Below are 18,107 nucleotides of genomic sequence, written 5' to 3'. Positions count from 1 at the left end.
CGCGCGGCTCGCGGCTCGCGGCTCGCGGGGCGGGCGGTCTCGGCCCCGCGCGACTCGCGGCCGCGCCCTGCCCGCGGCGGTCACGCCTCGGCCAGGGCCGCCTCCGCGTGGCGGTCGCTCGTCCACAGGCCGACCGGGATGCCGTCGGGCCGGGTCATGATCGCCCCGCGGCCCGTGAGGCCGAGGGCGCGCGCCGCATCGGCGGGCAACGCCCGGACGCGCACGGGCGCGCCCGGGGCGTGCGGCGCGAGCGCAGCCCAGGCGCTGCGGTCCGGGCCGGTGAACAGCGTGCGGCCCAGGCCCACCAGGTCGACGGTCGACTCGCCCGGCGCGACCCAGGCGTGCGCGATCCGGCCGCCGACGTCGAGGCGCCACTGCTGCTCGGCCAGCTGCTCGGAGCCGTTGCGGCGGGCCGAGCGCGCGATGTTGTGGGCCGCGATCGGGCGGCGCTCGCGTTCGTAGGCGTCGAGCAGCTCGGGCGAAGCCCAGCCGCGCAGCACCCAGGCCAGGCGCCACGCCACCGCCTCGCCGCCGATGAGCGCCATGCTCATGCCGGTCGCGCCGCGCGGCGTGACGCGGTGCGCCGCGTCGCCGGCCAGGAACACCCGACCGGCGCCAAAGGCACGCGCGAGCGCAGTGGCGTACCGCAGCTCGATCACGCGGTCGACATCCACGGGCAGGTCCGGCGCGCCGGCCGCGGCGCGCACCAGCCCCGCGAGCGCCGGCGCGGTCGCTTCCACGCCGGGCCCACGCTCGGTGGCGTAGATCCAGCGATCGCCACCGACCGGGATCAGCGTTCCGGCCGCGGTCGCGTAGAGCCCGAACCGGCGGTCCCGGGGAATCAGCTCCCACAGCGGCGCGCGCAGCTGGGCGCCGACGGAGTCGCTCAGGGCGCCGGACGTCTCGATCTCGACGCCCGCGGCCGCGCGGACGGCGCTGCGCAGCCCGTCGGCGCCGATCACGTACGCTGCGCGCACCGTCCGCTCACCCAACCGCACGGTGACGCCGTTCGGATCCTGCTCCAACCCGGTGAACGTCGTCCCGAGCGCCACCTGCGCCGCCGGCAGCGTCCGCAGATGCTCCTCCAGCAGCGGCTCCAGCCGGTCCTGGCTGAGGCAGGTCGGACGGGCCGGGCTCACCACCCGGGCCTGCGCGGGGGTGAGCATCCCGAGCTCGAACGCGGCGCCGTCCTCGATCCGCCGCAGCGAGGGCGCGCGCCAGCCGCGCATCTCGACGTCGAGCGCCTGCTCCTCCGCGCGCTCGTGGATCCCCCAGCGCCGCAGGCGCTCCATGGCGCCGGCGCTGACGACGGTCGCGCGCGCCGCCCCCGAGCGCGAGCGCAGCGAGTCGACGACGAGGCACGGGATCTCCAGGCGCGCCAGGGTGATCGCCGCGGCCAGGCCCGCGGGCCCGGCGCCGACGATCACCACGGACGTGGTCTCCATCAGCGTGCGCAGACGCGGTACTCGCGGCTCTGCACCAGCTCGCGGCCGCCCACCCGAGCGCGGACGCGCAGCACGACCGGGTCGCGGCCCGCGGCCCGCGCGTCGACCAGCAGCAGCCGGCCCGCCACGACCCTGACCTTCCCGGCGCTCACCGTCGCCTCGACGACGTGCCCGCGCACCGGCTCGACGAACCACCGCGCGCCGTCACACGCGTCCGGGCGGCGCAGCAGGACGCCCCCGCCGAGCTCGACCGCGGCGTAGCCCTCGGCAATGAACGCCGGAGTGTCCGCGGTGGCGGTGATCCGCGCCTCACCGGCGTCGGTCGCGCCGGCCGGGACGACGAACCGATAGCGGCCACCGCCGAGCTCGGTCGCGACGCCCTCGTGGCGCGCCCAGTGGTCGTTCTGGTCGACGAGCACACGGACGGGCGCTCCCAGCACCGGCGCCCCCGTCGGCGAGCGCAGCTCGACCTCGACTGCGAGCTCGGCACCGGCCTCGGCACGCTCCGGCGCCCGCACCGTCACGCTCGGGACGTCGCGCACGGCGAGCTCCTCCGGCGCCACCGACTGGAGCCCGAGCAGGGCGTCCCACAGATACGCGCTCGCCCGGCTCAGAGAGGCCGCGTCGACCCGCTCCGGCACGTCCTGGGGCGTGTGGTAGAAGGGCGTCGAGGTGAACGTCGAGAAGCCCTGGACGCCGGCGCTGTAGAACGGCTGGATGTCGGTCGGCAGGATGCCGCCGCTGATCTGGCGGACCACCGTCGCGGGCAGGTCCGTCGCCACGTAGCCGTTCGCGGCCGCCGCCTGCTGGACGACCTGCGTCAGCTTCGGGGCGCTCGTGCCGAAGCGCAGGGCCGGAGCGCCCGTTTCGGCCGCGGTCATCTCAAGGTTGATGTTCGCCACCACGTCGCCCAGCCGGTCCGCGTGCCGCGCCACCCAGTCATAGGACCCGGTGAGGCCGACCTCTTCGGCGTCCCAGCCGGCGAGCACGACCGTGTACGCCAGCGGCACGCCGCGCACCGCGTCCGCGATCGAGAGCAGCGAGCCGACCCCGGTGCAGTTGTCGATCGCGCCCGCGTGCCAGGAGTCGTAGTGCGCACCGACGACGATCACCTTGCCGGGATGCGTCGTGCCTCGCCGGACGCCGATCACGTTCGCGGCCACCGCGTCCTCCCGGCTGGCCTCGACCTCGAGCGCGACCTCCGCGCCCGGGTTCGCCGCGAGCGTCGCGCGTAGCGCCGCGCCGTCCTGCGCGCCGACCGACACGGCCGGTACCGGCGCCGGCGGCAGCTGCGCGAACCGCACCGTTCCTTCCTGAATGAGGTTGTCGGGCGAGCCGGAGACGTACAGCATCGCCGCTCCGCCGCGCGCGATCACCTGCGCGAGCTGCGACGTCCGGTGGAACGCCTCGTCACGGTCGACGAGCACGATCTTGCCGGTCACGTCCTTGCCCGCGTAGTCCGCCGACCGCCCGACGCCGACGTCCACGATCCCCGCGCGCACGCGCCCCGTCCCGCCGTACGCGAAGCTCTCGGCCGGCACGGACGCGCCCGCCACGGTCAGCTGCGTGCGCTCTTCCTGGAACAGCGGCACGTGGAAGCGCTCGCGCGCGGTGGTGAAGCCGGCGGCGTGGAAGCCGCGCTCGAGCCGGCGCGCCTGCTCGTGGCCGGCGGCGCTCCCGGGCGGCTTGGCTCCGAGCTGCGCGCAGGCGCGCATCTCCTCGTAGGCGACGTCGGCTTGCGCGGGCGCGGCGGACAGCGCGAGCGCGGCCGCGAGCGCCGCGCAGCGCCCGATCGTGGTGAGGTTCATGTCCTGCAGGACGTCGAGATGCGCTCCGCCCTTCCAGGACATGCGCCCGGGGCGCGGCCCTTAAACACGACGGGGCCGCGACGCCGAAGCGCCGCGGCCCCGAAGGGAGCTACCTGACTACGGCGTCGTGGTCGACAGCGTGAACGTCAGGGTCTTGCTGTAGGTCCCGCGACGGAGCGCGTCCGTCTCGAGGATCGACTGCTTGAACGTCAGCGGCACGCTCTCGCCGCCGACCGGCGCGTTCCAGCTCTTGAGCAGCGTCGGCGTACCCGCCAGCGGCTTCTCGTTGATCTGGAGCGGCTGGGTCAGGGCGTAGGCGCCGTTGACCAGCTTGCCCGTGTTGGTCGAGCTCGGATCGACGACCGTGAGGGTCGCGTCACCCGCCGTGGAGGTCACCTTCGCCGTGGCACCGACGGAGTAGTCCTTCGTGACGCCCGGGGTGAACGAGCCGAGGCTCTCCGGGGTGTTGATGGTGAGCGCGAGCACGCCCGGGACCTCGCCGCCGACGACGACGGGGACCTCGGTGCTGTTGCTGCGGACCTTGATCGCGACGGACTTCTCCGCCTCGACCAGGCCGGCCTGGTCGGTCGAGCGGAAGCGGATCGTGTGCTCGCCCGCCGGCGCCGCGAACGGCGCCGTGTAGGTCTGCCACTCGCCGCCGTCGATCGCGTACTGCGTGCTCGCCACGCCGGAGCCGCCCGTACCGTCGGCACCCGCCAACGTGATGGTCGGCGCCGTCGCGTACCAACCGTCCTGACCGGGCTGGGCCGAAGCCGTCGCCGTGGTGGTCGGGGCGGCCTTGTCGAGCTTGACCGTGACGGTCTTCTCCGCCTCGACGTTGCCCGCGGCGTCCTTGGAGCGGTAGGTCACCGTGATGGTGCCCGCGCCGTCCAGGGCGACCGGAGCGGTGTACGCCTGGTAGGCACCGTTGCCGATCTTGTACTCGGTCGTCGCGCCGGCCTCACTCGCGAGGGTGAGGGTCGGAGCCGACGTGTACCAGCCGTTGGCCCCGTTCGCCGCCGCCGGGTTCAGCGTCGACGTGGTGGTCGGGGCCTCGGTGTCGCCCGAACCGATGCGGAAGTAGTCGAAGTCCACATTGATCGGGGCGGCCTGCGAGGGCCCGAAGGCCATGAGGCCGATCGCCGGGTTGGTCAGGTTGACGGTGATCGAACCGGGCGACTTGACCCAGGTCGTGCCGTCCGCGCTGATCTCGCCGGTGTAGGTGTTGCCCTTCTTGATCAGGCGCAGCCACCACGTGTCCGTGGCGGACGCCGGCGGCTCGATGTCCTGAGCGCCGGTCGGACCGTAGGCGTTGCCGCCGTTCTCGGCCCGCAGCTCGACGCGGCGCGCCTTCGCGGCACCCGGCTCGTTGTCGGCCACCACGTCGTACTTGACGTAGTGATCGACGTCGCTGTAGAGCAGGAAGCCCGCCAGCTGCCAGGCGTCGCCGAGCGGCGCCGTCATCTTCGTCTCAGCCACCCAGTCACCGGCGGGCGGCGTCTGGAGGATGAGGTTCTCCACCGGGTTGTTGTTGGACCCGCTGAAGTCGCCGTCGAACGTCGTGACCCGCAGCTTGCCGTCCACGAGCTTGGCCCGGTTGGAGTTCCAGCTGTTGATCTTGTCCCAGCGGCAGCCGTCGAGCTCGGTGCCGTCGAACTCGTCGTTCGCGGCCGGCTTCGGCTTCGCCTCGTCCGGGGTGACCCGGAACCAGTCGAACGCCGCGGTCTTGTTCTGGGCGTCGAGGTCACCCGCGGCCAGCAGGCCGATGGTGCCGTTGGCCTTCAGCGGCGCGGTGCCGCCCATGTTGGTCCAGTCCGTGCCGTTCGTCGAGTAGGCGCCCGTGAGGGTGCCGTTCGCGTTCGTCAGGCGCAGATGGATCGTGGCCGGATGGTCGGACGCGACGAACGCGTTGTTGCCGTGGCCCGTGCGCGACCCGTTGGTCTCGCTCCAGAACTCCACGAAGCGCCGCCCGTCCGTGTGCCGGGTGAAGGAGAGCTTCGTGTAGTTGTTGTCGTCCACGTGGATCACGAGGCCCGCGTACTGCCAGGCGTTGTCGTGCGAGAGCGTGACCTTGGTGGACGCCTGCCAGTTGCCCGTGGGGGTCTTCTGGCCGACGTGGGAGACGGGCGCCGTGTTGGCGCCGTCGATGTCGCCGTTGATCACGGCGAGGTTGAGCGCGCCGCCGGTGGTGGCGGGCAGGCTCGCGGCGGGGCCGCGGGCGATCGTCCAACGGGAGCGATTGAGCGCCCCGTCGAACTCATCCGACAGGGTGGGCGTGCAGCCCGGCGTCGGCGTGGACGGCTCCTCCGGCTCCTCCGGAACCTCGGGATCGGTGTCGAGCGACCAGTTGGTGAACTTGGCCGTGGCGCGCGTCCCGCTGATGTGCGAGACGACGAATAGGCCGATGTCCTGAACGGTGGTCGCGGCGTTGATGGTGGTCGTGATGCCCACCTGGGTCCACGCGACACCGTCACGCGAGCAGTAGACCGAGAACTTCTTGCCGAACTTCTCGACCTTCAGCCACGTCGGGGCGCTGCCGGTGCCACAGCCGGTGGCCACGGGCTCACCGTTGTCATTGACCTGGCCGTTGCCGCCGGCGTCGTGCATGAACTCGGCCTCGCCGTTGCCCTTCTCGGAGAAGACGAGGTAGCCCTTGTTGTCGTTGCCGCCACCCTGCGGGATCTGGTTGCGGACGATGATGCCCGCCTTGCCGCTCGCGTGGGTGCCGTCGTAGGAGGCGACCTTCACCGTGGCGATGAAGTTCTCGCCCACGCCGCCCGGCAGGTAGACCGCGCCGAACTCGTTGGCGGCCTGCCACAGGTCCGCGCCGGCGGCGCTGACCGTGAACTCGTCGCCGACCTTGTCGAAGGCCGCGTCGACGTTGGCGAACGTCTCCCACGGCGGGCGGATGCCCGTCTCACCGACCGAGAAGCGCACCTTGCGCGAGTCGTTGGTGAGGTTCTTCGAGTTGGTGGCGACCGCGTGGACGGCGTAGAACTTCTCCGTCGTCTGCGTCCAGTTGACGCTGTACGGCGCCGTGGTGTCCTCGCCGATCTTGGTGCCGTCGACGAAGAACTCGACCTTGGTGATCGTGTTCTCGGCGTCGGTCGCGTCAGCGGTGAACGTGACCTGGCCGGCGTCGACCGCGTCGTTCTCCGCCGGAGCGGTGATCTTCACCGTCGGACGGGTCTCGGGCGCGATGCCCTTGCCGTTGACCTCGAAGAAGTTCAGGCGGAAGTTCGCGGCGCCCTTGAACACCAGGAACAGGCCCATCGAGGACTTGTCGGCCGGGGCCGGGATGGTGACGTCCTGCCAGCGGTTCAGGCTGCCCGTGTTCGGCACGTTGGCCGTGCCGAGCAGGTCGCCCGTCGGGCTGTCCTTGCGCAGCTCGATCTGCCCGCCCGCGATCGCCGAGGCGACACGGAAGGTGATCGAGTCGATGCCGGTGAAGTTGACCGGGTCGTAGGAGGCCCAGTCGCCCGTGTTGAGGCCGGTCAGCGCCGAGGTGGCCTCGGCGTCGCCGGAGGCCTCGGCGGTGTCCACGCCCAGGCGGCCGTCAGCGTGCTCGGCCTCCTTGCGCTTGGGCTGGATGATCACCGTGTCGGTGCCCGTGAGCGACGGCACCTCGCCGGCGCCGTTGTCGGAGTAGCGGGCGTCCAGGACGAAGAACACCTTCATGTCCTCCGAGTGGCCCGTGCCGAGGTCGGTCACGACCTCGCCCGTCTTGCCCGTGTTCTCGAGCAGCGGGTGCGCGTGATCGTCGTGGCCGAGGGCCGGCTGGACGATCAGCTTGTTGTAGTCGACGGTGTCCTCGGCGTCCGTGACCGTGACGTCCCAGCTGACCTTGTCGCCCCACTCGACGAAGCCGCCGTCGACGGGGCCGTTGAACTTGACCGTCGGCTTGGTGTTGCCGACCGTGACCGGGAGCACCGTGGTGCCGGTCTTGCCGGCCGGGTCGGTCACGGTCAGGCGGGCCTGGTAGACGCCGCCCGTCGTGTACGTGTGCGTCGGGTTGGCTTCGGTCGAGTCCGTCGAGCCGTTGCCGTCGAAGTCCCACGCGTACGTGAGCGCGCCGCCCTCGGGGTCGGTCGAGCCGGCGCTGGAGAACGTCACCTGCAGCGGCGTCTTGCCGTTGTCCGGCGTGGCGGAGCCACTCGCCCGCGGCGAGCGCGAGCCGTTGATGTAGTCGATGCGGTAGATGCCCGAGTTCGGGTTGTCACGGCCGTAGCCGCCGCCCCACTCGAGCGCGTACAGCGAGCCGTCGGGCCCGAACGCCAGCGACTGCGGCGCCAGGAACGACGTGTTCGGCATGAACGGGTTGACCTTCTCGACCTTGCCCGTCTCGTCGTTGAGCTGGACGGTCCAGACGCGGTTCTTCGCCCAGTCGTAGTAGAAGGCCTTGCCGTCGTAGGAGGCCGGGAACTTCGTGTCGGACTCGAGGTTGGCGTCGTACTTGTAGAACGGGCCGCCCATCGGGGCCAGGCCGCCGCCGGCGGGGATCGCGCCGACCGAGGTCGTGCGGTAGCCGTACCACATGTCCGGCGCCTTGGCCGGGGGCAGCTCACGCAGACCCGTGTTCTTGATCGAGTCGTTGATCGGCTTGGCGCAGTCGAAGTACGCGCCGACGGTGACCGGCGTCGTCATGTAGTCGACGTCGCGGAACGCCTGCTGGTTGCCCATGCAGAACGGCCAGCCGTAGTTGCCGGCTTCCTTGATGATGTTGTACTCGACGATGCCCGCCGGACCACGGTTCGGGTTGTCGTTGGAGTTGTCGGGCGCGTAGTCGGCCACGCCGACCCAACCCGTGGTCGGATCCACGGAGAACTTCCACGGGTTGCGGAAGCCCATCGCGTAGATCTCGGGACGCGTCTTCTCGGTGCCGACCGGGAACAGGTTGCCCGCCGGGATGTCGTAGCCGCCTTCAGCCTTCGGCTTGACGCGGAGGATCTTGCCGCGCAGGTCGTTGGTGTTGCCCGAGGTCTCGCGGGCGTCCCACATGCGGTCCGCGCGCTCGTTGAGCGGGGCGTAGCCGCCGGAGGGCTCCGAGTGCGGGTTGACGTCGTCGCCGACGCCGAGCAGCAGGTTGCCCTGGAGGTCGAAGTCCAGGTTGCCGCCGGTGTGGCCGGGCTCGTCCGGCTCACGCGAGGCGGGGACCTCGATGATCAGCTTCGCCGACGCCGGGTCGATGTCGCTGTTGGCGTCGACCGTGAAGCGCGTGACGCGGCTCTTGAAGTTGGCCGGATCGCTGTTGTTGGAGGAGTTCGGGGCGTGGTAGACGTAGACCCAGCCGTTCTCGGAGAACTTCGGGTCGACGACGATGCCCATGAGGCCGTCCTCGCCGCCGGAGTACACCGGAAGCGTGATGGCGGTCTTGACGTTCTGCGTCTTCGGGTCGTACACGCGGATCTGGCCACGGACGAGCTCGGTGAAGAAGACGCGGCCGTCGGGTGCGACGTCGAGCGCGAACGGGGCGCTCGTGTTCTCGTCCAGCGCGACCTTCTCGAAGTTCGAGTTGATCGTGCCGCCGCAGTCGCCGGTCTCGACGCCCGCGGCCCACTTGACGCCGCCGATGATGTGGTCGAGCAGCGCCTTCTCCTGGAAGTGGGCGCCGAAGTGACCCATCGCGGTGACCCAGGCGCGGCCGCCGTCGTACGGCTTGCACCACGAGATCGGATGGTCGTAGCCCATCCGGTTGCCGCCGGCGTCGTAGGTCGACTCGTCCATCGAGAGCAGCACGTGGGCGCTGCCGCGGACGTTGGTCGAGAAGTTGTACCACTCGTCGTTGCGCGTCCAGCGGTCAGCCAGGTGCTTGGTCGACGGGTGCGCCTTGTCCTCGTTGATGACCTGCGCGGTGAGGCCGCCGACGCCGGAGTTCCACGGCGGCGGGTCGTCGGCCGGAGGCGTCGAGCCGGTGGCGGCGTGACCCGGCATCAGCGAGCCGATCAGGTCGTCCCACCACTTGTAGTTGCCGCGCATGTCCGTGGCGTTGTGGATGGCGACGATGCCGCCGCCCGCCTTCTGGTACTTCTCCATCGCCGCCTTCTCGGCGGCGGTCCAGGGATCACCGGACGTCTGGAACATCACCAGCGCGTCGAAGCGCGCCAGGTCGGTGTCGTTGAAGATGGACGAGTCCTCGGAGAGCTCCGAGGTGATGCCGGCCTCCGTGAACGCTGCGCGCAGCAGCGGAGTGCCCTTCTCGATCGCGTCCGTGTGCCGGAACGCGGCGGTCTCACTGAAGATGAGGACGTGCGCGGGCGCGGCGGGCGCCTCGAGCTTCGACAGCGGCGCCGTCGACGTCCAACCCGGCGTCTGCGCTCCCATGAGCGCCGCGGCGTTCACTTCCGGCGCGTAATCGTGGGAATGCGGGGCGCCCGTGTAGTGCGCCGTCGCGGGGGCAGCCAGCAGTCCTGCGCCGGCGGCCGCCAACGCTGCGCTCTTAAGCGCGCGTTTCCTGAAGCCTCTCAAACTTCTCCTCCTCGCCCTCCCCGGGCGACGGTACGAGCATCGTGCTCAAGCTTGCTGAAACGCGGCCAAAGGCTGTCAGATAAGTTCGCGACCGTCAAGGCTTTTGCCCGCCGAGCGTCAGATGGCTTATCCCCCTCGGACATCGGATATTTGTCCGGCATGCTCTTCAAGCGCCGCCGCTCCGGGCCGCCCGACTGGGCCTTGTACTTCAGTGAAGCCGAGTGGCGTGAGTTCGAACGGGTTGTGCGGGCGGAGATCACGCCGCGCGGGATCAGCGGCAGCATCCACGACGGGCAGCTGACCTACGGCAAGGCGCGCTACGGCCTCGGCAACCTCGCACAGATGTGCCACGGCGAGCCGTTGGCGCTGTGGCCGGACATCGTCGCGCGCCACTTCGCGATCACGTCGGACATCCCGGAGGAGCTCGAAGGCATCCCGAAGGCGCGGCTGATCGACGACGGCTACTTGGCGCGCCTCCCGGACGACCGCGTGACGCGGCGCGTGGCGGAGGACCTCCAGCTCGTGCTGAGCTGGGACCAGCCCGACCGGGTGGCGACGCCGCACCGCGACGAGGTGTTCGCGCGCGGGGAGCCCGACGACCTGTTCGCGGAGGCGATCGAGAACGCGCGTGCGGAGGAGGAGCTGGAGCTCGAGCGCCACGAGATCCCCGTGGGCGACGACGTCGTGGAGCTGTTCGCGCTCACGGGCGCCTCGCACTTCACCGCCACGCACGCGCTGTGGGCCGACGAGTTCGACCCGCCGGGTTCAGAGCACGGGACGCTCGTCGCCGTTCCCAACCGGCACACCGTGCTCGCGCATCCCATCCGCGCCATGTCGATGGTCGGCTCGCTCGGCGTGATGCTGGACCTGGCGCGGCGGATGGAGCAGGAGGGCCCGGGCTCGATCAGCCCGCACCTGTACTGGCTGCGGGAGGGCCGGCTCGAGCGCCTGGACGCGCGCATCACCGACGCGGGCATCGAGTTCGCGCCGAGCGCCGAGTTCGGGGCGATGATGGCGCGCCTCGCGTAGCCTGCTGTGCGTGGACCCCGTGCTGACCGGCGCGACGCCGCGCCTCACCGCCGAGGACGCGATCGAGATCGGCGCGGCGCTGTTCGGCGTGCGCGCGCCGGAGGCCCGCGACCTCGGTAGCGAGCGCGACCGCACGTTCCGGCTCGGCTCCGAGGCGATCCTGAAGGTCTCCAACGCGGCCGAGGATCCGGACGTGCTAGACATGGAGGCGGCCGCGGCGCTGCACGTGACCGCGGTCGATCCGGAGCTGCGCGTCGCGCTGCCGTGGCGGCCGGTCGCGGGCGGTGATCCGGGCACAGCGCGCCCGGGGGACGATCCGGCGGCGCTGCGGGCGCGCTGGGGCGAGCACTGGGTGCGGCTCTATGACGTGCTGCCCGGCAGCAGCCGGATCGAGGCCCGCGCGCTGTCGGACGCGGCGCTGGCGGGATGGGGCGAGACGACGGCGCGGCTCGGGCAAGCGCTGCGGGCGTTCACGCACCCGTGCGCGACGCGGACGATGGCGTGGGACGTCCAGCACGCGCTCGCCGCGCGCGAGCTGCTCGGCGACATCCGTGACGCTCACGCGCGCGCGTGCGTGGAACGGGTGCTGGACGCGTTCGCGGTGCGCGTGGCGCCGGCGTGGCCGCGGCTACGGGCGCAGGTCGTCCACACCGACCTGACCGTCGACAACACGCTCACCGACGAGCACGGGCGGATCACGGGGGTCATCGACTTCGGGGACATGAGCCACTCGGCGCTCGTGAGCGACCTGGCGTCGGTGCTGGACTCCGTGTGCGGCGGGCGCGACGGGGACGAGCTGCTGCGCGCGGCGCGGCTCGTGCTCGACGGCTACCAGCGGCGGGTGTGGCTGGAGGAGCTCGAGCTGGAGGTGCTCGGCGTGGCGTGGGCCGCGCGGGCCGCGGTGACGGTCGCGATCAGCTCCTGGCGGGTGGCGCAGGGGCTCGAGGAGGCGGCGTTCGCCGAGCGCTACAACGCGATCGCGCTGCGGACGATCGAGAGCCTGGAGGCGTACGGGTGGGACGGCGTCGCGCGGGCGCTCGGTGCGGCCGGCGCGCGCCGCCCGGACCCGTCGCTGGCCGCGCGCCGGGCGGCGGCGTTCGGGCCGGCGATCGACCCGCTGTTCTACGCGTCGCCGATCGAGGTCTCCCACGCCGAGGGCGTCTGGCTCCATGACACCGAGGGCCGCGCGCTGCTGGACGCGTACAACAACGTGCCGTGCGTGGGGCACGCGCACCCGCGCGTGACGGCCGCGGTCGCGCGCCAGAGCGCGCTGGTCAACACGCACACGCGCTACCTGCACCCGAACGCGATCGAGCTCGCGGAGCGGCTGACCGCGACGTGCCCGCCCGAGCTGGACACGGTGATGCTGGTCAACTCGGGCTCGGAGGCCAACGACCTCGCGTGGCGGATGGCGACCATGGCGACCGGCAACCGGGGCGGGCTGTGCACGACGTTCGCCTACCACGGCATCACCGAGGCGATCGCCGCCCTGTCTCCCGAGGGCTGGTTCGACGAGCCCAAGCCGGCCCACGTCGAGACCTGGGACCCGTTCGACGCCGGCGCGTTCAGCGCCGCCGTCGCCCGGCTCGACACGCCGCCGGCGGCCGCCATCCTCGACGGGATCGTCACCAGCGACGGCATCGCGGAGCTCGATCCCGCGACCGTGCGGGGCTGGGTGGACGCGACCCGCGCCGCCGGCGGGCTGTGGATCGCCGACGAGGTCCAGTCCGGCCACGGCCGCACCGGCGAGGCGCTGTGGTGCTTCGAGCGCTTCGGGGTCGTCCCGGACTTCGTCACGCTCGGCAAGCCGATGGGCAACGGCCATCCGGTCGCGGCGGTCATCACACGCCGCGCGATCGTCGAGGCGCTGGTCGGCCGCGCGACGCTGTTCAGCACGTTCGGCGGCAACCCGGTGAGCGCCGCGGCCGCGCTGGCCGTGCTCGACGTGATCGAGGACGAGCGGGTGCTCGAGCGCGTGCGGCGCACGGGCGCCGCGCTCGGTGAGGCGCTGCGCGCGGTGGCGCCGGCCGACGTGCGCGGCGTCGGGCTCGCGTGGGGTGTCGACCTGCCCGACGCCCGCGCGGTGCGCGACCGCATGCGCGAGCTCGGCGTGCTCGTCGGCACCACCGGCCGCGACGGCAACACGCTCAAGATCCGCCCGCCGCTGGCGTTCGAGGAGACCCACGTCACACAGCTCGCCGAGGCGCTGAGCCGCGCGCTAGGGTGAAGCCACCCGGACGAGACGCGCGCCGTACCCGGTAAGCCAAGACGACGCGCACCCTTTCACTCGTCATGGAGGTGCGTACCGATGGCCTGGATTCTCCTCGTCGTCGCCGGTCTGCTGGAAACCGTGTGGGCGCTCGCGCTCAAGGAGTCCGACGGCTTCTCGAAGCTCGGCCCGACGCTGGTCTTCGGCGTCGCGATCGTCGCGAGCATGGTCCTGCTCGCGCTGGCCCTGCGTGAGCTGCCCGTCGGCACGGGCTACGCCGTGTGGACCGGCATCGGCGCCGTCGGCGCCGCGATCGCCGGCATGGTCTTCCTCGGCGAGGCGGCCGTCCTCGGCCGGATCCTCCCGATCGCACTGATCGCGGTCGGGATCGTGTGGCTGGCGCTGAGCCACGAGTAGCGATGAGTTCCGGAGCGCCCGGCGGTCTCAGCCGCATGTCCGACTACCCGTCCGCGGCGGTGGCGCTGCCGATCGCCGATCGCCGCCGCGCGCATGACTTCTACACGCAGGGCCTCGGGCTGGAGGCCGTCGGGCCGTTGGCCGACGACGGCCTGCCCGAGCCGCTGATGCTGGTCGTCAACGCCGGGCTGCGGCTCGTCCTCGTCCCCACCGGCGGCTTCAACTGGGTGCTCGGCGAAGGCCACGAGGTCGCCGGCGAGCGGGTCGTCGAGTGCCTGCTGCAGCTCGGCCGCGACAGCGAGGACGCCGTACGCGAAACGGTGGAGCGGGCGCAGGCGGCCGGCGCGACCGTCGTGCGCGCGCCCGAGCGGCAGCCGTGGGGGTTCGAGGCGCTGTTCGCGGATCCTGACGGCCATCTGTGGGTCGCCGCGGTCACCGAGGACTAGTGCACGGGCGTCGTCCTCGCGGAGGAGGCGGGCACACCAATTGCGTACAGACACGGCGCCGGGCCGCCGGTAGCTTCGCGCCGCCATGAACGAAGATCTCTCAGGACGGACCGCGCTCGTCACCGGCGCCACCTCCGGCATCGGGCGCGCGGTCGCCGTCCGGCTCGCCGCTGCCGGCGCGGACGTGATCGCGGTCGGCCGCAGCCACGAGCGCGGCGAGGACGTCGTCGCCGAGATCGCCGACGCCGGCGGCAGCGCGCGCTTCGTCGCCGCCGACGTCAGCGACCCGGACGGCATCCGGGCGCTCGTCGAGGCCGTCGGCGCGGTCGACGTCCTCGTCAACAACGCCGGACTCGCGTTGTGGGGCCCGACCGAGGCGCTCGCCGTCGAGGACTTCGACGCGCTGTTCGCGACCAACGTGCGCGGCCCGTACTTCCTCGTCGCCGCGTTCGCGCCGGGGATGGCCGAGCGCGGCGAGGGCAGCATCGTCAACATCGGCAGCATGGCCGGCAGCGTCGGCTTGCCCGGCTCGGCCGCCTACGGCGCGACCAAGGCCGCGCTGGAGTCGATGACCCGCGCGTGGGCGACCGAGTACAGCCCGCGCGGCGTGCGCGTGAACAGCGTCGCGCCCGGCCCGACCTACACGGCCGCGGGCACGCGCGAGGAGCTGGAGGCGTGGGCGCCGTCGTTGCCGCTCAACCGCGTCGCCGACCCGCGCGAGATCGCCGAGCTGGTGGTGTTCCTGGCGTCGGCGCGCGGGAGCTTCGCCACGGGCGGGACGTTCCCGGTCGACGGCGGGCGCACGGCGGTCTGATCAGAGCGCTCGCGCGGCGTCGAGCGCGAGCTGCGGGTCGAACGCGCCGAGCCAGCGCTGGCGCTCGCGGCCGTCGCGGTCCAGCAGGATCGCGCCCGGCTGGCCGGGGATGCGGTAGTGCTCCCACACCTGCATCGTCTCGTCGAACAGGAGGGTGGGCGTCGTGAGGCCGTGGCGCTCGACGAAGGCGGGTGCGTTGGCGAGCTCGTCACGCCCGCCGATCGCCACCACGGACAGGCCGTCCTGGGCGAGCCGCTCGATCTTCGGCGCCTCGCCGTTGCAGACCGTGCACCACGGGGCCCAGAACCACAGCAGCGTCGGCGCCTCGGCGTCCGCGAGCTGCGAGAGCTGGTACTCGCCGTCCCCGTCCATGCGGGTGACGGCGAGCGCGGGCACGACGCCCGGCTCGTCGCCGCCGCGCAGGGTCACGATCAGGGCGGTCGCGACGATGGCGGCGAAGGCGAGGGCGGCGAGCAGGCGTCTCATGGCTGTGCCGGGAGCCGGAAGCGGACCCGTGTGCCGACCGTAGCGTCTTCGAGCCAGATCGAGCCGCCGTGGGCCTCCACGATGGCGCGCGAGATCGCCAGCCCGAGCCCGGCACCGGGCGACCGGCGGGAGGCGTCGCCGCGGAAGAACGGCTCGAACACGCGCTCGCGCTGCTCGGCCGCGATGCCCGCGCCGGTGTCGGCGACCTCGACCTCGACGCCCTGCTCGCGGTCTTCCACGAACACGGTCACGCTCCCGTCCGGCGGCGTGTGATGAATGGCGTTCTGTATCAGGTTGAACAGCACGCGGCTGAGCTGCTCGGGGTTGCCGTGGGAGCACGCGACGGAGCCGTTGAGGTCGGCGTGGACGTCGACCGCCTCGGCGGCCGCGGCGGGCCGCATCGCCTCCACCGCGTCGCTCACCAGGTCATGGACGGCGACGCGCTCCATCGTCCAGGTGAGCTCGCGCGCCTCCAGCCGCGTGAGGTCGAACAGGTCGTCGATCAGCGCCGCGAGCTGGCGCACGTGCGTGTTCATCCGGCCCGCGTACTCGCGCCGGGTCGCCTCGTCCCCGATCGCGTCGTCGATCGCGGTGGCGAGCAGGCCGAGTGACGTGATCGGCGTGCGCAGGTCGTGCGAGACCGCCGCGAACAGCTCGCGGCGCATCCGCTCCTCGCGGTCCAGCCGCACGATCATCTCGTCCACCTGTTGCCCGACGCGCGTGATCTCGTCATCCCCGCGCGGCGCGACCCGCACGTCGCGGCGCCCTTCGCCGACGGCCGCGAGGGTCGTGCACACCGCGTCGAGGTCGTCCAGCGCGCGCGCACCCAGCCGGTGCGTCACCCACAGCACGAGCGCCGCCGCGTAGATCGCCAGCAGCACGGTCAGGACCGCGTCGTGGCTGGACAGGAACATCAGCCAGACGAACAGCGCGACGCCCGCGGCCAGCGCGAGTGCTCCGAGGCCCGCCACGAGCGCGAATTGCCGGCGCAGCCCGCCGGGGCGGCGGCGCGCGATCCACTCGCCCGCGAGCACGGTGAGGACCGACAGCGGCGCGACGATCTCCAGCGTGACCCACGCGCCGGGCGCGTCGTCGTAGCCCAGCCAGACGACCGCCGGCAGCGCGAGGGAGAGCGCGAGCGCGAGCGCTAGGCCGCGAAGCGGTAGCCGACGCCCCATACCGTCTCGATCCACCGCGGGTGCTCCGGGTCCGGCTCCAGCTTCGTGCGCAGGCGCCGGATGTGCACGGTCACGGTGGAGGTGTCCGAGTAGAACGCGTACTGCCACACGTGGTCCATCAGCTCCTCGCGCGTGAACGCCCGGCCCGGGTGGCGGGCGAGGAACGCCAGCAGGTCGAACTCGCGCGTGGTGAGCGCGACCAGTTCGCCGTCGCAGCGCACCTGGCGGGCGGACGGGTCGATCTCCAGCGCGCCGAAGCGCAGTGGCGCCTCGTCGGGGCGCACGGTGTCGAAGCGGCGCAGCACCGCGTCGACGCGGGCGACCAGCTCCGCCGGCGAGAACGGCTTGACGACGTAGTCGTCGGCGCCGAGCCGCAGACCGGTGACGCGGTCGGACTCGCCGCCCTTCGCGGTGAGCAGGATGATCGCGCTGGAGCGGTCCGTGCGCTCGCGCACCCGGCGCATCACCTCGAGCCCGTCGGTGCCCGGCAGCATCAGGTCGAGCACGATCAGGTCGGGCGCGCGCTCGGCGACGGCGGCCAGCGCCGCGTCCCCGTCGGGCGCCACGCGCGTGTCGTAGCCCGCCCGGCGCAGGTAGGCCGCGACGACCTCGCTGATCGTCGGCTCGTCGTCGACCACGAGGATGGACCCGCGAACGTGCACGTGCCCATTGTCACAGCGCTGCAGGGCGGTGCACGCGAGTTCAGAGAATGTTCATCACGTCCCCGGCTACGTTCGAGCCGTGGCCACGGACGAGGAACTGCTGCACCGGATCGCCGTCCGCGACGAGCGCGCCTTCACGGAGCTGTACCGCCGGCACGCGGTGGCCGCGTCTGCGACGGCGCGCCGCGTGTGCCGCGAGCCGGAGGACGTCCTGCAGGACGCGTTCTTCGCACTGTGGCGTGACGCGGCCGCGTTCCGGCCGCGGCCCGGCGGCGCGGCCGGGTGGCTGCACACGATCGTGCGCCACCGCGGCATCGACCACGTGCGCCAGGCCGCGGTACGCGAGCGCCGCTGCGTGCTCGACGAGCGGCCACTGACGGGCGCCGTGTGCGAGCGGCCCGCGCCCGACGAGGTCGTCACGGCGCGCGAGGAGCGTGCGCGGTTGCGGGGCGCGATCGCTGCCTTGCCCGCCGAGCAGCGCGAGGTGATCGTGCTCGCCTACGGCGAGGAGTTGACGCAGCGCGAGATCGCCGCGCGGCTGTGTGTCGCGCTCGGCACCGTGAAGGGCCGCACGCGCCTCGCGCTGCGCCGGTTGCGGCTGGAGCTCAGCTAGCGACGAGCTCGAGCGCGACGACGATCTCGACGTCGGTGCCGAGGGCGTCGCCGCCGCGCGGGAGCGGCAGGTTCCAGGTCATCCCATAGTCGCGGCGGTCGATCACGGCGCGCAGGGCGAGCGCCGCGCGGGTGGCGCCGAACGGGTCCTCGACGACACCGGACCAGGTGCCAGTGGCGGTGATGGGACGGGTGACGTTGCGGATCGTCAGCTCGCCCGGCAGCGCGATCGTGCCGTCGACGGCGGGCTGGGCGGGTGCGGACGCGAACGCGATCCGCGGGTGCTGGACGGCGTCGAAGAAGTCGGGTCCGAGCAGGTGGGTGCGCAGGTCGGCGGGCGAGGTGACGCTGATCGACTCGACGGCCGCGCTGCCGACGACGACGAGCGCGCCATCGTCGTGCTGGGTGACGGTGGCCTCGACGTCGGCGAACGTCCCGCGGAACGTGTTGATGCTCATGTGCTTGACGGCGAAGCCGAACGACGAGTGGTCACGGTCGCCGGCGAACGTGCGGGCGAGGGTGGGAGCGGTGGACAT

13 protein-coding genes and 1 riboswitch are annotated in these 18,107 nt (G+C 72.4%); of the genes, 6 read left to right on the top strand and 7 right to left on the bottom strand.

The window, feature by feature from the left end:
• Positions 1-80: 80 nt before the first annotated feature.
• From OJ962_RS03295 to OJ962_RS03285, 3 genes are all read right to left on the bottom strand, one after another.
• A complete protein-coding gene (locus OJ962_RS03295) occupies positions 81-1,445 on the bottom strand; it encodes an FAD-dependent monooxygenase (RefSeq protein WP_202955344.1) in 1,365 nt (454 codons plus the stop codon).
• Positions 1,445-3,295 carry a M28 family peptidase gene (locus tag OJ962_RS03290; RefSeq protein ID WP_202955345.1) on the bottom strand — a complete coding sequence of 617 codons (1,851 nt, stop codon included), beginning with the start codon at positions 3,293-3,295 and terminating at the stop codon, positions 1,445-1,447. Before OJ962_RS03290 ends, OJ962_RS03295 begins: the two co-directional genes overlap by 1 nt.
• A 75-nt stretch (positions 3,296-3,370) precedes the next feature.
• Entirely contained in the window at positions 3,371-9,679 is a 6,309-nt protein-coding gene (locus OJ962_RS03285; protein WP_202955346.1) for a ThuA domain-containing protein, read from the bottom strand.
• Between the two features lie 198 nt (positions 9,680-9,877).
• On the opposite strand from OJ962_RS03285, the gene OJ962_RS03280 reads away from it, so the two are divergent.
• The 5 genes from OJ962_RS03280 (at position 9,878) to OJ962_RS03260 (ending at position 14,633) form a co-directional block, all read left to right on the top strand.
• Positions 9,878-10,747, top strand: a complete 870-nt coding sequence (locus tag OJ962_RS03280; protein ID WP_202955347.1) for a hypothetical protein — start codon at positions 9,878-9,880, stop codon at positions 10,745-10,747.
• A gap of 10 nt (positions 10,748-10,757) precedes the next feature.
• On the top strand, positions 10,758-12,974 hold the full coding sequence (locus OJ962_RS03275) for an aminotransferase class III-fold pyridoxal phosphate-dependent enzyme (protein WP_202955348.1): 2,217 nt from the start codon (positions 10,758-10,760) through the stop codon (positions 12,972-12,974).
• Positions 12,965-13,025, top strand: a riboswitch (guanidine-III (ykkC-III) riboswitch). Its footprint overlaps the gene before it by 10 nt.
• 30 nt (positions 13,026-13,055) lie before the next feature.
• Positions 13,056-13,373: a DMT family transporter gene (locus OJ962_RS03270; protein ID WP_202955349.1), complete on the top strand. Its 318-nt coding sequence runs from the start codon at positions 13,056-13,058 to the stop codon at positions 13,371-13,373.
• A 2-nt stretch (positions 13,374-13,375) separates the two neighbouring features.
• Positions 13,376-13,819 (top strand): VOC family protein, encoded by a 444-nt coding sequence (locus tag OJ962_RS03265; protein WP_202955350.1) that lies wholly within the window; start codon positions 13,376-13,378, stop codon positions 13,817-13,819.
• An 85-nt stretch (positions 13,820-13,904) separates the two neighbouring features.
• Entirely contained in the window at positions 13,905-14,633 is a 729-nt protein-coding gene (locus OJ962_RS03260; RefSeq protein ID WP_202955351.1) for an SDR family NAD(P)-dependent oxidoreductase, read from the top strand.
• Here OJ962_RS03260 and OJ962_RS03255 read toward each other — a convergent pair whose 3' ends face one another.
• Genes OJ962_RS03255 through OJ962_RS03245 form a run of 3 tightly spaced genes read right to left on the bottom strand, consistent with a single transcriptional unit; the run spans position 14,634 to position 16,959 of the window.
• Entirely contained in the window at positions 14,634-15,119 is a 486-nt protein-coding gene (locus OJ962_RS03255; RefSeq protein ID WP_202955352.1) for a TlpA family protein disulfide reductase, read from the bottom strand. It lies immediately after the preceding gene.
• The gene (locus OJ962_RS03250; protein ID WP_202955353.1) at positions 15,116-16,297 is read right to left on the bottom strand and encodes a sensor histidine kinase; all 1,182 of its coding nucleotides are present in this window, start codon (positions 16,295-16,297) and stop codon (positions 15,116-15,118) included. Before OJ962_RS03250 ends, OJ962_RS03255 begins: the two co-directional genes overlap by 4 nt.
• On the bottom strand, positions 16,267-16,959 hold the full coding sequence (locus tag OJ962_RS03245; RefSeq protein ID WP_202955354.1) for a response regulator transcription factor: 693 nt from the start codon (positions 16,957-16,959) through the stop codon (positions 16,267-16,269). The genes OJ962_RS03250 and OJ962_RS03245 overlap by 31 nt, the downstream gene beginning before the upstream one ends.
• Before the next feature lie 79 nt (positions 16,960-17,038).
• Here OJ962_RS03245 and OJ962_RS03240 point away from each other — a divergent pair, with 79 nt between their 5' ends.
• Positions 17,039-17,572 carry an RNA polymerase sigma factor gene (locus tag OJ962_RS03240; RefSeq protein WP_202955355.1) on the top strand — a complete coding sequence of 178 codons (534 nt, stop codon included), beginning with the start codon at positions 17,039-17,041 and terminating at the stop codon, positions 17,570-17,572.
• On the opposite strand, the gene OJ962_RS03235 is transcribed toward OJ962_RS03240, so the two are convergent.
• The gene (locus tag OJ962_RS03235; protein ID WP_202955356.1) at positions 17,565-18,107 is read right to left on the bottom strand and encodes a YceI family protein; all 543 of its coding nucleotides are present in this window, start codon (positions 18,105-18,107) and stop codon (positions 17,565-17,567) included. The two genes, OJ962_RS03240 and OJ962_RS03235, sit on opposite strands and share 8 nt — an antisense overlap.

Source organism: Solirubrobacter deserti (genome assembly GCF_027587175.1).
Taxonomy (GTDB): Bacteria; Actinomycetota; Thermoleophilia; order Solirubrobacterales; family Solirubrobacteraceae; genus Solirubrobacter; species Solirubrobacter deserti.
This window is presented reverse-complemented; position numbering and strand designations above follow the sequence as displayed.